Raw genomic sequence first — 14,239 nt, forward strand, 5'->3', positions numbered from 1 at the left:
CGGGATTCGTCCGGCGCGGGTTGCTGTTCTAAGTCTGGCGGACGATTATAAACCGCGGTTTCCTTGCATCGGGCGCATTTCGTGATCGCGATGCGTTCGGCGCATGGTGCGCCGCCGCACGCAGGCGGCGTCGCGGGGATTGCTAGAAGCCGAGCCAGCGGGCGATCACCGGCCCGAGCACGAAGCCCCACGTCGTCACGCACGCGAACAGCGCGACCGTGACCGCCGCGCTGCCGAGGTCCTTCGCGCGCTTCGACAATTCGTGGCGCTCGAGCGAGATGCGGTCGATCGCGGCCTCGACGCTCGAGTTCAGCAGCTCGACGATCAGCACGAGCAGCACCGACGCGATCAGCAGCGCGCGCGATGCGGCGGGGACCGGTGAGAACGCACCGATCGGCAGCATCAGCGCGGCGAGCGTGAGCTCCTGGCGAAACGCGCTCTCCTCGCGGATCGCGACGCGAAACCCGTTCAGCGAATGCTTGAGCGCGTACCACGCGCGCGTGATGCCGCGGTGGCGCTTGTACGGGTTCGGCGGCAGCGGCGCCAGGCGATCGTCGGGGCCGAGCGGTTCGTGCGGGTGCACGTCCGCGTCGGCGTGCGGCTCTTCTTCGTCGAACGGACGATGCAGTGGCGCCGTGATGGCAGGGGACGGGGTCTTGTCGTTCAGGTCTCGTTTCAAACGGCGGCACCTTCGGCGGGCGAGTACGCAGTCTTCGGCAGCGGCTTCAGATGCGACGCGAACTGCTCGGACGCCGCGCGCCACGAGAAGCGTTCGGCCCACGCGCGGGCCGTCTCGCGTTCGATCTTCAGCGCCTCCAGGCAGGCTTCCTGCAGGTCTTCGTGCATCGCGCCGGCAGCGCCCCCGCCGAGCACGTCGATCGGGCCCGTGACGGGGTAGGCGGCGACCGGCGTGCCGCACGCGAGCGCCTCCAGCAGCACGAGGCCGAACGTGTCGGTGCGACTCGGGAACACGAACACGTCGGCCGCAGCATACACCTTGGCGAGCTCGGCTTGCGACAGTACGCCAAGATAGTTCGCTTCCGGGTAGCGCGACTTCAGCTCGGCGAGCGCCGGACCTTCGCCCGCGACCCACTTCGAGCCGGGCAGGTCGAGGCGCAGGAACGCCTCGACGTTCTTCTCGATCGCGACGCGGCCCACGTACAGGAAGATCGGCCGGGCGGTGTTGAGCACCTTCGACTCCATCGGCCGGAAGATGTCGAGATCGACGCCGCGCGTCCACAGCACGACGTTCGTGAAGCCGAACTTCTCGAGGTCCTGCTTCACGACCGGGGTCGGCGCCATCACCGCGAGCGACGGCCCGTGGAACCAGTGCAGGAACTTGTAGGTCGCCGACAGCGGAATCCCGAAGCGCGCCTGCACGTATTCCGGAAAGCGCGTGTGATACGCGGTCGTGTACGGCAGCTTGCGCGCGCGTGCATAGCGTCGCGCGGCGAGGCCGAGCGGGCCTTCGGTCGCGATGTGCAGCGCATCGGGGGCGAACGCATCGATCCGCGCGCGCAGCTTGCGGTACGGCAGGATCGACAGGCGGATCTCGGGGTAGGTCGGGCAGGGCACCGTGCGGAATTCCAGCGGCGTCAGCATTTCGACCCGGTGGCCGAGCGCGGTGAGTTCGCGGGTGGTGCTCTTCAGCGTGCGCACGACGCCGTTGACCTGCGGTTCCCACGCGTCGGTGACGATCATGATCTTCATCGCGGCATGTGTCCTGTAAGTGGAGTTGTGTCAGGCAGTGGCCTTGGCCTTGCGCGACGGGGCAGCGGACGGCGCGGTGCGCATCGCCGTCCAGTAGACGACCTTCAGTTCGCCTTCCATCGTTTCGACGAGCGCGGACAGGCTCTCGACCCAGTCGCCGTCGTTGCAGTACAGCACGCCGTCGATGTCGCGGATCTCCGCCTTGTGGATGTGCCCGCACACGACGCCGTCGCAGCCGCGGCGGCGCGCCTCGTCGGTCATCACGGTCTCGAACTGCGAGATGAAGTTCACCGCGTTCTTCACTTGGTGCTTCAGGTACTGCGACAGCGACCAGTACTGGAAGCCCAGCCGGCTGCGGATCCGGTTGAACCAGCGGTTCAGCACGAGGATCAGCGTGTAGAGCGTGTCGCCGAGATACGCGAGCCATTTCGCGTGCTGGATCACGCCGTCGAACAGGTCGCCGTGCACGATCCACAAACGTTTGCCGGCGAGCGTCGTGTGGAACGCCTCGCCGCGCACCTGGATGTCGCCGAACGCGAGGTCGCAGAACTGCCGCGCGCCTTCGTCGTGGTTGCCCGGGATGTAGACGACCTGCGTGCCCTTGCGCGCCTTGCGCAGCACCTTCTGCACGACGTCGTTGTGCGCCTGCGGCCAGTACCAGCCTTTCTTCAGCTGCCAGCCGTCGATGATGTCGCCGACGAGGTACAGGTATTCCGAATCGTTGTGGCGCAGGAAATCGAGCAGGTACGGCGCCTGGCAGCCGCTCGAGCCGAGATGGATGTCGGACAGCCAGATCGTGCGGTAGCGATGCGTGGACGGCTCGGGGTCGTCGCGCTGCGTGACGTGTGCGGCCGCCGGTTCGTGCGGCGAAAGGGCATCGGTTGCGGCCGAGCCGGACAGGAAGGCGGTGACGGCGCGGGCGCCGAGCGGTTGACGGAACAGGGAGGTCGCGGACGTTTTCTGGCCCATGCATGACTCGCGCCGGTTGACATTACCGGCATTGCGCCATGCGGGCGTGACCATGCCGTGACAGTCACGAGACGTTCTTATTACTGTCGTCGCGGCGTGTTTAGCAGTGAATGTGGCGGTGTTGCGTAACCTGCAGAACCGACCGGCCTGCGGTTACCGTGGAAGGCGCGCGGGGCGGGCGTGCGGGCGGTTTCGAGGGGTTTTGTCTGACGGAAGCACGAATGCACGAAGCCGTCCCGCGATCACGCGAACCGCGCGGGTCAGCGCGGAATCGCGACGACGCGCGTGCGGGCGATGCGGTCGTGCGGAAACTGGCGATCGGTATGCAGGCGGGCGGCGCCGGCCCATACGATGATCCACGCGGCGGCGAGCGCGAGCGTGACGGGTACCGACAGGCCGAGGAGCGGATGCAGTGCGAGCGGCGGCAGGAACCACAGCCAGCCGAGCGCGTAGCGGACGAGCGCGTGGCCGGCGTTCAGCGGCCGGCCGCTCGACGATTCGAGCCGCAGCCGCCAGGTCTTCATCGGCAGCGTCTGGCCGCCATGGGTCCAGAACCAGACGAAGTACGCGCCGACGACGAGTGCGATCCACGCGGCGAGCAGGTTGTGATGGACGAGGCCGTTGCGCTGCTGCGTCGCGAGGCTGAAGGCGAGGGCGGCGAAGAATACGACGCCGAACAGCAGCACGGCTTCGTACAGCATCGCCGCGAGGCGCCGCCGCACGGACGGCGCGGCGGCGACGGCCGGGGCCTCGGGTGCGGGGGCGCTTGCCACGGCGGGTCAGGAACCCTTGAACATCGACGGCGCGTCGGCCGGCGACACGGGCGTGACGGTCGCGGGTGCGGGGGCGGTGCCGGACGTGGCCGATGCGGTCACCGGCGGCGCGCCGGCGCCGACCGATGCGGGCGCCGGTGCCGCAACAGGGTTGCTCGCCGGATGTTCGTGCGAATTGACGAGGCGGCGCACGTCGCGGTCGGCGACGGTCGGCGGCGCGCTGACGACGCTCGGCCGGCGCCGGCGCTCGGTCGCGGCGAGGCGCTGCTTCTGTTCTTCGGGCAGTTGCTGGTAGGCCTTCCATGCGCGCTCGCGCGCCTGCGCGGAAAGCTCCTTCGCGCTCTGGTAATTCTCGCGCGCGACGCGGCGCTGCTCGGGCGTCATCCGCGCCCACTCGGACATCCTGTCCTGCAGGTGCTTCTGCTCATCGGGCGTCAATTTCGCGAAACGGGACGCGATCTTCAGCCATTTGCGCTTGCGCGCATCGCTGAAGCCATCCCACTGATCGGCGAACGGCGCGAGTGCCTCGCGTTGCGCGGGCGTCAGGCGCGCCCACGACAGCGGGCCATTGGCGGCCGGCAGCGGCAGGGGCAGCGGGGTGAGTTCGGTGGTCAGGCCGGCTGCGGCCGAGGTCGGCGCGGGCGCGCTGCTGGCCGCGGCGGAGACCGTCGCGGGGGGCGGGTTGAATCGGGAATAGGTGGCGACGTAGGAAATGGCGATCGCGATCACGCATCCGAAAAATACGGCCAGGCCGCGTTTCTGACTCACCCGTGCGATCCCCTCGTTATTGTCTGTTTGTTAGCGTGTGTGCGAAAGATACGCGTTGAACCCGTGATCGAGATACGCGTTGAGCGGCAGGTCGTCGCTGAGCATCGCCGCGTCGATGTCGGCGAGTTCGGCGGTGCGCTGCATGTCTTCCCAGTACGCGATGCCGACGAGCCCCGCGAGCAGCAGTGCGAGCGGCCACGCGCGCAGCAGGCGGCGCGCGAACGACGTCTGCGGACGGCTCGCGGGCGGCGTGCCGTATGCGGCGGCGGCACCGGCGAAGGCGGGCACGAACACCGGCGCGGTGGCGGCTTCCGGCTTCTTGCGCGCGAGCGCGGCCCGGCGCGCGACGGCCAGACGATCGGTGGTCGCGGCAGGCAGCGCCGCGGCACGTTCGTCCAGTGCGCGGCGGACCTTCAGCGCGAATTCGTGTTCTCGATTTACGGGAGCGGAGCTCATAGCGTGATTCCTTTGGCCTTGAGCGCTTGCGCCAGGGCATGGGTGGCTCGCGAGCAGTGCGTCTTGACGCTGCCTTCGGAGCACCCCATTGCGGCGGCAGTCTCGGCGACATCCATATCTTCCCAATAACGCATCAGGAACGCTTCCCGTTGACGCGTCGGAAGTTTCTGGATTTCTTCGTCGATCAGGGCCAGAACCTGCTCCCGCTCGAGGCGGTGCTCGGTGCTCTCGACACCTGCATTGTCGTCCGCGGACTCGAGCGTTTCCAGCGGATCGAAGTCCTCGTCGTCCGTATTGTTGAGCGACGAGAACAGCGTGACCCAGGTGTTGCGGACCTTCTGCCGGCGGAACCAGTCGTGGATCGCGTTCTGCAGGATCCGCTGGAACAGCAGCGGCAGTTCGGCCGCCGGCCGGTCGCCGTATTTCTCCGCCAGCTTGATCATCGCGTCCTGCACGATGTCGAGCGACGCATCGTCGTCACGCACGGCGTACGCAGCCTGCTTGAACGCGCGCCTTTCGACGCCCGCCAGAAAGTCGGCGAGTTCCTTGTCTGATGCCATTCCGTAAAGGTATGCGCTGCGGACTGCGGCGTGTGAAAGGTCGAAAAATTTCGTAAAACCCGCGGATGCTAACAAATTTTCGCGCGACTTGGCACCGGTTGCGGCTCGCCCCGTTGCTTGCGAGCCGCGTCCGCGGCCCGCCGGGCGGGGCGCATGATGCGCTGCGGGATATTTTGCTTGACGACCCAATCATGACCCGCTATCGTCAGCGATTCGCAACATGAAGTGATGGTCTCATTTGAGGCTGGCCCAAGAAGCCCGCCCTTCAAACTGGACGCGCCGCTTGAACCCGAGCCACAAGCCCGGCAGAGAGCACCCGATCAATTTTTTGCCGAAAATTCGAAAGGTCAAAATGAACATGCCCAGCGCGGAATTCTCCACGTCGGAACCCCTTTCCCCTCCCGATAGCGACTCCATCGGCGCCACCGTGCTCATGAAGGCACTGGCCGACGAAAACGTCGAATTCATCTGGGGCTACCCCGGCGGCTCGGTACTCTACATCTACGACGAGCTTTACAAGCAGGACAAGATTCAGCACGTGCTGGTGCGCCACGAACAGGCGGCCGTGCACGCAGCCGATGCGTATGCGCGTTCCACCGGCAATGTCGGCGTCTGTCTCGTGACGTCCGGCCCCGGTGTCACCAATGCGGTGACCGGCATCGCGACGGCCTACATGGATTCGATCCCGATGGTCGTGATCAGCGGCCAGGTGCCGACTGCCGCGATCGGCCAGGACGCGTTCCAGGAATGCGATACGGTCGGTATCACGCGTCCGTGCGTGAAGCACAACTTCCTCGTGAAGGACGTGCGCGACCTCGCGGAAACCGTCAAGAAGGCGTTCTACATCGCCCGCACCGGCCGTCCGGGCCCGGTGCTGATCGACATCCCGAAGGACATCTCCAAGACACCGTGCCAGTACGAGCCGGTCAAGAGCGTGTCGCTGCGCTCGTACAACCCCGTCACGAAGGGCCATTCGGGCCAGATCCGCAAGGCCGTGTCGCTGCTGCTGTCGGCGAAGCGTCCCTATATCTACACGGGCGGCGGCATCATCCTCGCCGATGCGGCACGCGAACTGAACCAGTTCGCCGACCTGCTCGGCTACCCGGTCACGAACACGCTGATGGGCCTCGGCGGCTATCGCGCGTCGGACAAGAAATTCCTCGGCATGCTCGGCATGCACGGCACCTACGAAGCGAACATGGCGATGCAGCACTGTGACGTGCTGATCGCGATCGGCGCGCGCTTCGACGACCGCGTGATCGGCGATCCGGCGCACTTTGCGTCGCGTCCGCGCAAGATCATCCACATCGACATCGACCCGTCGTCGATCTCGAAGCGCGTGAAGGTCGACATCCCGATCGTCGGCGACGTGAAGGAAGTGCTGAAGGAGCTGATCGAGCAGCTGCAGACGGCCGAGCATGGCCCCGACACCGAAGCGCTCGCGCAATGGTGGAAGGACATCGAAAGCTGGCGCGCGAAAGACTGCCTGAAGTTCGACCGCGACAGCGAGATCATCAAGCCGCAGTACGTGGTCGAGAAGGCGTGGGAGCTGACGGACGGCAACGCGTTCGTGTGCTCGGACGTCGGCCAGCACCAGATGTGGGCCGCGCAGTTCTACCGTTTCAACAAGCCGCGTCGCTGGATCAACTCCGGCGGCCTCGGCACGATGGGCTTCGGCCTGCCGGCAGCGATGGGCGTCAAGATGGCGCACCCGGACGACGACGTGCTGTGCATCACGGGCGAAGGCTCGATCCAGATGTGCATCCAGGAACTGTCGACCTGCCTGCAGTACGACACGCCCGTGAAGATCATTTCGCTGAACAACCGCTATCTCGGCATGGTCCGCCAGTGGCAGCAGATCGAATACAGCAAGCGCTATTCGCATTCGTACATGGATGCGCTGCCCGATTTCGTGAAGCTCGCCGAAGCGTACGGCCATGTCGGCATGCGGATCGAAAAGACCTCGGATGTGGAGCCGGCGCTGAAGGAAGCGCTGCGCCTGAAGGACCGCACCGTGTTTCTCGACTTCCAGACCGATCCGACCGAAAACGTCTGGCCGATGGTACAGGCCGGCAAGGGCATCACCGAGATGCTGCTCGGATCGGAAGATCTGTAACGGCGCGACGCGCGTCCAGGCCGGGAGCGGCCGCCTTCACGAAGGGCGGTGCGGCACCGGGCGGCGCGCGGCGCGAGTGAATCGACACGGACACATTCTGGAAGAAGCGAACATGAGACACATCATTTCCGTCCTGCTGGAAAACGAACCGGGCGCGCTGTCGCGCGTGGTCGGTCTGTTTTCCGCACGCGGCTACAACATCGAAACCTTGACGGTGGCGCCGACCGAAGACCAATCGCTGTCGCGGCTCACCATCGTTTCCATTGGCTCCGACGACGTGATCGAACAGATCACGAAGCATCTGAACCGCCTGATCGAGGTGGTGAAAGTGGTGGACCTGACCGACGGTGCACACATCGAACGCGAGCTGATGCTGATCAAGGTACGTGCAGTGGGCAAGGAGCGCGAAGAAATGAAGCGGATGTCGGACATTTTCCGCGGCCGCATCATCGACGTGACCGAAAAGACCTACACGATCGAATTGACGGGCGCGAGCGACAAGCTCGACGCATTCATCCAGGGGCTGGACGCCACCGCGATCCTAGAGACCGTGCGTACCGGCAGCTCCGGCATCGGACGCGGCGAGCGCATCCTGAAGGTGTGATGCCGAAATTGCCAAAGAGGCACGCCGGGTGCGCCGTCATGTCCCGGCCCGCAGTACTCCATCTGAACGAATTGTTGAATTTTTGAATTAGCGAAGGAACCATCATGAACGTTTTCTACGACAAAGACGCTGACCTCTCCCTCATCAAGGGCAAGCAAGTCACGATCATCGGCTACGGCTCGCAAGGCCATGCACACGCACTGAACCTGAAGGACAGCGGTGTGAACGTGACGGTCGGCCTTCGCAAGGACGGCGCGTCGTGGAGCAAGGCTGAAAACGCAGGCCTCGCGGTCAAGGAAGTCGCGGAAGCGGTGAAGGGCGCGGACGTCGTCATGATGCTGCTGCCGGACGAGCAGATCGCCGACGTGTACGCGAAGGAAGTGCACGCGAACATCAAGCAGGGCGCCGCACTGGCATTCGCGCACGGCTTCAACGTCCACTACGGCCAGGTGATCCCGCGCGCCGATCTCGACGTGATCATGATCGCGCCGAAGGCCCCGGGCCACACCGTGCGCGGCACGTACTCGCAAGGTGGCGGCGTGCCGCACCTGATCGCGGTTGCGCAGAACAAGTCGGGCGCGGCACGCGACATCGCGCTGTCGTACGCGGCAGCGAACGGCGGCGGCCGTGCCGGCATCATCGAGACGAACTTCCGTGAAGAGACCGAAACCGACCTGTTCGGCGAGCAGGCCGTGCTGTGCGGCGGTACCGTCGAGCTGATCAAGGCAGGTTTCGAGACGCTGGTCGAAGCCGGCTACGCGCCGGAAATGGCGTACTTCGAGTGCCTGCACGAACTGAAGCTGATCGTCGACCTGATCTACGAAGGCGGCATCGCGAACATGAACTACTCGATCTCGAACAACGCCGAGTACGGCGAGTACGTGACGGGCCCGCGCGTCGTCACGGAAGAGACGAAGAAGGCGATGAAGCAGTGCCTGACTGACATCCAGACGGGCGAGTACGCCAAGAGCTTCATTCTCGAGAACAAGGCAGGCGCCCCGACGCTGCAGTCGCGCCGCCGCCTGACGGCCGAGCACCAGATCGAGCAGGTCGGTGCGAAGCTGCGCGCGATGATGCCGTGGATCGCGAAGAACAAGCTCGTCGACCAGACGAAGAACTAAGCACCGCGTGCTGCTCCGGCCCTTCGAGTGGAGGGTCGGTTTCAAAAAGCCGTCCGAAGGCAGCAGTGCCCCGGGCGGCTTTTGCTATCCTACGGGCTTTGCAATTCACCGAACACCGAACGAACCCATGAACTATCCTCATCCGATCATCGCGCGCGAAGGCTGGCCGTTCATCGCGATTGCAGCCGTCATCGCGTTGTTGATCCACGCCGTCGGGGGCTTCGGCTTCGCGTGGCCGTTCTGGCTGCTGCTCGTCTTCGTCGTCCAGTTCTTCCGCGATCCGCAGCGCCCGATCCCGGCGCAGCCGAATGCGGTGCTGTGCCCGGCCGACGGCCGCATCGTCGCGGTCGAGACCACGCAGGATCCGTACGCGAACCGCGAAGCGCTGAAGATCAGCGTGTTCATGAATGTCTTCAACGTCCATTCGCAGCGTTCGCCGGTCGACGGCGCGATCTCCAAGGTCGAGTACTTCCCGGGCGCGTTCCTGAACGCGGCGATCGACAAGGCGTCGACCGAGAACGAGCGCAATGCGGTCGTGATCCAGACGGCGAGCGGCAAGACCGTCACCGCCGTGCAGATCGCCGGCCTCGTCGCCCGCCGGATCCTCTGCTACGTGCGCGCCGGCGAGCCGCTGTCGCGCGGCCAGCGCTACGGTTTCATCCGCTTCGGTTCGCGCGTCGACGTGTATCTGCCGCTCGGCAGCCGCGCGAAGGTGTCGATCGGCGAGAAGGTCTACGCGTCGTCGACGATCCTCGCCGAGCTCGAACAGTAAGCGGCGGGGCGCACGATGGCCGCATTCAAACCGCGTCGGCCGCGTAACGGCTCCGGCCAGACGCCACGTCCGTTCCGCCGCAACAAGGGAATGGCGCCCGATCCCGCGCCGCTCGAGAGCCGCCGCGCCGCGCGCCAGCGGTTCCTGAAGACGCGTGGCATCTATCTGCTGCCGAACGCATTCACGACCGCCGCGCTGTTCTGCGGCTTCTTCGCGGTCGTGCAGGCGATGAACGTGCGCTTCGAGATCGCCGCGATCGCGATCTTCGTCGCGATGGTGCTCGACGGGATGGACGGGCGCGTCGCGCGCATGACGCATACGCAAAGCGCGTTCGGCGAACAGTTCGACAGCCTGTCGGACATGGTGTCGTTCGGCGTCGCGCCCGCGCTCGTGATGTACGAGTGGGTGCTGAAGGATCTCGGCCGCTGGGGCTGGCTCGCCGCGTTCGTCTATTGCTCGGGCGCCGCGCTGCGTCTCGCGCGTTTCAACACGAACATCGGCAGCGTCGACAAGCGCTTCTTCCAGGGGCTGCCGAGCCCGGCCGCCGCCGCGCTGATTGCCGGCTTCGTCTGGCTCGCGACCGACAACCGCGTGCCGATGAAGCTCGGCTGGCTGCCGTGGGTCGCGTTCGCACTGACGATCTATGCGGGCGTGACGATGGTGTCGAACGCGCCGTTCTACAGCGGCAAGGCGCTCGACGTGCGGCACCGCGTGCCGTTCGCGGCGATCCTGCTGGTCGTCGTCGCGTTCGTGCTCGTGTCGTCCGATCCGCCGCTGATGCTGTTCTGCCTGTTCGTGCTGTACGGGCTGTCCGGCTACGTGTTCTGGGCCTACATGGCCGTGCGCGGGCGGGCGAATCCCGCGCGCTCGTCGCAACGCGACCACTGACGCGCAACCTGTCCGGAAACGGCGGCCTCGGAGATGATTCCGGGCCGCCGTTTTCATTTGCCCCTTTTTCGTGCGTCGGAGCCCGGTATCCCGGGTGCCGTCCGATTGCGCACCCGGCGGAATGTCGCTATAGTCTTCGGCATGACTGCATTTCCCCGCCTCTCCCTCCTTCTAGCCGGTGCGCCGCTACGCGCGCTAGCTTTGGCGCGCCTGCCGCGCTGACCGTTCTCGCCCTCCGTCAAGCCTCGTCTGTTGTTGAGCGTCGCCAGCGGTGGCGCGATCTCATTACGTTCGATTCCCGTATAAAGAGCCCTGGAGCCCCCCCATGACAGACAAGCTGATCATTTTCGATACGACGTTGCGTGACGGTGAACAATCGCCCGGCGCGTCGATGACGAAGGAAGAGAAAATCCGCATCGCGAAGCATCTCGAGCGGATGAAGGTCGACGTGATCGAGGCCGGTTTCGCGGCCAGCTCGAACGGCGACTTCGACGCGATCCACACGATCGCCGGTCTCGTGAAGGACAGCACGATCTGCTCGCTGGCGCGCGCCAACGACAAGGACATCCAGCGTGCGGCCGACGCGCTGAAGCCGGCCAACAGCTCGCGGATCCACACGTTCATCGCGACGTCGCCGCTGCACATGGAAAAGAAGCTGCGCATGACGCCGGACCAGGTGTTCGAGCAGGCGCGCCTCGCGGTGCGCTTCGCGCGCAAGTTCACCGACAACGTCGAATTCTCGCCGGAAGACGGCAGCCGTTCGGATCTCGACTTCCTGTGCCGCGTGCTGGAAGCGGTGATCGCCGAGGGGGCGACGACGATCAACATCGCCGACACGGTCGGCTACGGCGTGCCGGAACTCTACGGCAACCTCGTGAAGACGCTGCGCGAACGCATTCCGAACTCGGACAAGGCGATCTTCTCCGTGCATTGCCACAACGATCTCGGGATGGCGGTGGCGAACTCGCTCGCCGGCGTGAAGATCGGCGGTGCGCGCCAGGTCGAGTGCACGATCAACGGTCTCGGCGAGCGCGCGGGCAACACGTCGCTCGAAGAAATCGTGATGGCCGTGAAGACCCGCAAGGACTACTTCGGCCTCGACGTCGGCATCGACACGACGCAGATCGTGCCGACCTCGAAGCTCGTGTCGCAGATCACCGGTTTCGTCGTGCAGCCGAACAAGGCGGTGGTCGGCGCGAACGCGTTCGCGCACGCGTCGGGCATCCACCAGGACGGCGTGCTGAAGGCGCGCGACACCTACGAAATCATGCGCGCGGAAGACGTGGGCTGGACCGCGAACAAGATCGTGCTCGGCAAGCTGTCGGGTCGCAACGCGTTCAAGCAGCGCCTGCAGGAACTCGGCGTGTCGCTCGACAGCGAAGCCGAACTGAACGCCGCGTTCATGCGCTTCAAGGACCTCGCCGACCGCAAGGCCGAGATCTTCGACGAAGACATCATCGCGATCGTCTCGGAAGAATCGGCGCTCGCGCACGAGCAGGAGCACTTCAAGTTCGTGTCGCTGTCGCAGCGTTCGGAGACGGGCGAGCAGCCACAGGCGAAGATCGTGTTCGCGGTCGAAGGCAAGGAAGTGACCGGCGAGGCACGCGGCAACGGGCCGGTCGACGCGACGTTCAACGCGATCGAGGGTGAAGTCGGCAGCGGTTCCGAACTGCTGCTGTACTCGGTGAACGCGATCACGACCGGCACGCAGGCGCAGGGCGAAGTGACGGTCCGGCTGTCGAAGAGCGGGCGGATCGTCAACGGTGTCGGCACCGATCCGGACATCGTCGCCGCGTCCGCGAAGGCGTACATCTCGGCGCTGAACAAGCTGCATTCGAAGGACGACAAGGTCAACCCGCAGCGCGCGTAAGCGCTGCGCGTCGAGCGCCCGAAGCACACGAAACGCCCCGTGCGGCCTCGCGCCGCGCGGGGCGTTTTTCATGCGCCGCTCATTCGGCGGCCGGCGCGCGGAACGACCAGCGGCGCGCGGCCGGGCGGGGCGCCGGGCTGCGGCGGCGGAATTCGACCGCGATCCCGCGCCGCGGCGCATCGGCGATGAACGCGTCGAGCAGTTCGAGCACGTCGTGGTCGATGTAGTCGGCGCGCGTCGCGTCGATGATCACGGCCGCGCGGTCCGGAATGTGCCGCAGGTGATGCTTGACCTGCACCTTGCCGAGGAACGACACGTCCTTGCGGAACGACAGCAGGAAGTGGTCGTCGTGCTGCGCGAGCGTGACGGGGCTCTTCAGGTTCGCCACCGCGACCGCCAGCACGCTGCAGGCGAGGCCGAGCGCGATGCCGAACAGCAGGTCGACCGCCAGCACGCCCGCGATCGTCGCGGCGAACGGCACGAACGCGGCCGGGCCCTGCTTCAGCACCGAGCGGAACAGCGCCGGTTTCGCGAGCTTGAAGCCGGTGTGGATCAGGATCGCCGCGAGGCTCGCGAGCGGGATCAGGTTGATCAGCCCGGTGAGTGCGAACACGCTGGCGAGCAGCAGGATCCCGTGCACGATCGCCGACATCCGGCTTTGGGCACCCGCGTTCACGTTGACCGAACTGCGCACGATCACCGACGTGATCGGCAGCCCGCCGACCGCGCCCGCGACGAGATTGCCGACGCCCTGGGCCTTGAGTTCGCGGTCCGGCTGGGTCGGCCGGCGCTTCGGATCGATCTGTTCGACCGCCTCCAGGCTCAGCAGCGTCTCGAGGCTCGCGACGACCGCGAGCGTGATCGCGACGCGCCACACGTCCGGATTGACGAGTTGCGCGAAGTTCGGGCCGAGCTCGGCATGCTTCAGCGATGCCGCGAGCGCCGCGAACGATTCGAGCTCCGGCAGCGTGACGCGATGCGCGGCGCCCGGCGCGACCGACGGTGCAACGACGCCGAGCACCAGCGTCGCGCCGATGCCGAACACGACGACCGCGAGCGGCGCAGGCACCGCGCGTACCCAGCCGAAGCGCTTGAGCGCGGGCGTGTCCCACGCGACCAGCAGCGCGAGCGAGACGAGCGCGATGGCCGTTGCGGCCCAGGCGGTCGGCAGGCCGGGCCATGATGCAAACGATTGCGCGGCCGGCCCGCCGATGCCGAATGCGAACGGAATCTGCTTCACGACCAGCAGCAGGCCGATCGCCGCGAGCATGCCCTTGATGACGGGCGACGGTACGTACGCGGCGAAGCGGCCGGCGCGCAGCATGCCGAAGCCGAACTGCAGCACGCCGGACAGCAGCACCGCGAGCAGGAACGCGGAAAAGCTGCCGAGTTGCGCGATCCCTTCGACGACGATCACGACGAGGCCGGCGGCCGGCCCGCTGACCGACAGTGACGAGCCGCTCAACAGCGCGACGATGATCCCGCCGACGATGCCGGACACGAGCCCGGCGAACGGCTCGACGCCGGACGCATTGGCGATGCCGAGACATAACGGCAGCGCGACGAGGAACACGACGATGCCGGCGACGATGTCGCGCGGCAGGGTGGACAGGCGGTCGTTCAGTTTCATGG

The 14,239-nt window shown here is 66.1% G+C and carries 14 protein-coding genes; 6 read left to right on the top strand and 8 right to left on the bottom strand.

Annotation, left to right across the window (positions count from 1 at the left end):
- Positions 1 to 142 precede the first annotated feature (142 nt).
- The 7 genes from U4012_RS25600 to U4012_RS25630 form a co-directional block, all read right to left on the bottom strand.
- Complete coding sequence (locus U4012_RS25600; RefSeq protein ID WP_044844680.1) at positions 143 to 679, bottom strand: diacylglycerol kinase; 537 nt, start codon at positions 677 to 679, stop codon at positions 143 to 145.
- Entirely contained in the window at positions 676 to 1,710 is a 1,035-nt protein-coding gene (locus U4012_RS25605; protein WP_044844679.1) for a glycosyltransferase family 4 protein, read from the bottom strand. The genes U4012_RS25600 and U4012_RS25605 overlap by 4 nt, the downstream gene beginning before the upstream one ends.
- 30 nt (positions 1,711 to 1,740) lie before the next feature.
- Positions 1,741 to 2,679, bottom strand: coding sequence for a UDP-2,3-diacylglucosamine diphosphatase (locus U4012_RS25610; protein WP_044844678.1), 939 nt, complete (start codon positions 2,677 to 2,679; stop codon positions 1,741 to 1,743).
- A gap of 260 nt (positions 2,680 to 2,939) precedes the next feature.
- On the bottom strand, positions 2,940 to 3,452 hold the full coding sequence (locus U4012_RS25615; protein ID WP_321802121.1) for an RDD family protein: 513 nt from the start codon (positions 3,450 to 3,452) through the stop codon (positions 2,940 to 2,942).
- 6 nt (positions 3,453 to 3,458) lie between these two features.
- Complete coding sequence (locus tag U4012_RS25620) at positions 3,459 to 4,220, bottom strand: DUF3106 domain-containing protein (protein ID WP_321802122.1); 762 nt, start codon at positions 4,218 to 4,220, stop codon at positions 3,459 to 3,461.
- Between the two features lie 30 nt (positions 4,221 to 4,250).
- Entirely contained in the window at positions 4,251 to 4,676 is a 426-nt protein-coding gene (locus U4012_RS25625; RefSeq protein WP_044844675.1) for a DUF3619 family protein, read from the bottom strand.
- Positions 4,673 to 5,236: an RNA polymerase sigma factor gene (locus tag U4012_RS25630; RefSeq protein WP_040144687.1), complete on the bottom strand. Its 564-nt coding sequence runs from the start codon at positions 5,234 to 5,236 to the stop codon at positions 4,673 to 4,675. Before U4012_RS25630 ends, U4012_RS25625 begins: the two co-directional genes overlap by 4 nt.
- 352 nt (positions 5,237 to 5,588) lie before the next feature.
- Here U4012_RS25630 and U4012_RS25635 point away from each other — a divergent pair, with 352 nt between their 5' ends.
- The 6 genes from U4012_RS25635 to U4012_RS25660 all read left to right on the top strand — a co-directional run bounded on the left by U4012_RS25635 (position 5,589) and on the right by U4012_RS25660 (position 12,607).
- A complete protein-coding gene (locus U4012_RS25635; RefSeq protein ID WP_321802123.1) occupies positions 5,589 to 7,352 on the top strand; it encodes an acetolactate synthase 3 catalytic subunit in 1,764 nt (587 codons plus the stop codon).
- A gap of 112 nt (positions 7,353 to 7,464) precedes the next feature.
- Positions 7,465 to 7,956 carry an acetolactate synthase small subunit gene (ilvN, locus tag U4012_RS25640; RefSeq protein WP_034207977.1) on the top strand — a complete coding sequence of 164 codons (492 nt, stop codon included), beginning with the start codon at positions 7,465 to 7,467 and terminating at the stop codon, positions 7,954 to 7,956.
- Between the two features lie 104 nt (positions 7,957 to 8,060).
- The gene (ilvC, locus tag U4012_RS25645; protein WP_044844673.1) at positions 8,061 to 9,077 is read left to right on the top strand and encodes a ketol-acid reductoisomerase; all 1,017 of its coding nucleotides are present in this window, start codon (positions 8,061 to 8,063) and stop codon (positions 9,075 to 9,077) included.
- Positions 9,078 to 9,204: 127 nt separating this feature from the next.
- Complete coding sequence (locus U4012_RS25650) at positions 9,205 to 9,849, top strand: phosphatidylserine decarboxylase (protein WP_039370565.1); 645 nt, start codon at positions 9,205 to 9,207, stop codon at positions 9,847 to 9,849.
- Between the two features lie 15 nt (positions 9,850 to 9,864).
- On the top strand, positions 9,865 to 10,737 hold the full coding sequence (pssA, locus tag U4012_RS25655; protein ID WP_044844672.1) for a CDP-diacylglycerol--serine O-phosphatidyltransferase: 873 nt from the start codon (positions 9,865 to 9,867) through the stop codon (positions 10,735 to 10,737).
- A 325-nt stretch (positions 10,738 to 11,062) separates the two neighbouring features.
- A complete protein-coding gene (locus U4012_RS25660; protein WP_044844671.1) occupies positions 11,063 to 12,607 on the top strand; it encodes a 2-isopropylmalate synthase in 1,545 nt (514 codons plus the stop codon).
- Between the two features lie 79 nt (positions 12,608 to 12,686).
- Here U4012_RS25660 and U4012_RS25665 read toward each other — a convergent pair whose 3' ends face one another.
- Positions 12,687 to 14,237: a SulP family inorganic anion transporter gene (locus tag U4012_RS25665; protein WP_321802124.1), complete on the bottom strand. Its 1,551-nt coding sequence runs from the start codon at positions 14,235 to 14,237 to the stop codon at positions 12,687 to 12,689.
- Between the last annotated feature and the right edge of the window lie 2 nt (positions 14,238 to 14,239).

This window comes from Burkholderia sp. BCC1988 (assembly GCF_905339895.1).
In the GTDB taxonomy this organism is placed as follows: Bacteria; Pseudomonadota; Gammaproteobacteria; order Burkholderiales; family Burkholderiaceae; genus Burkholderia.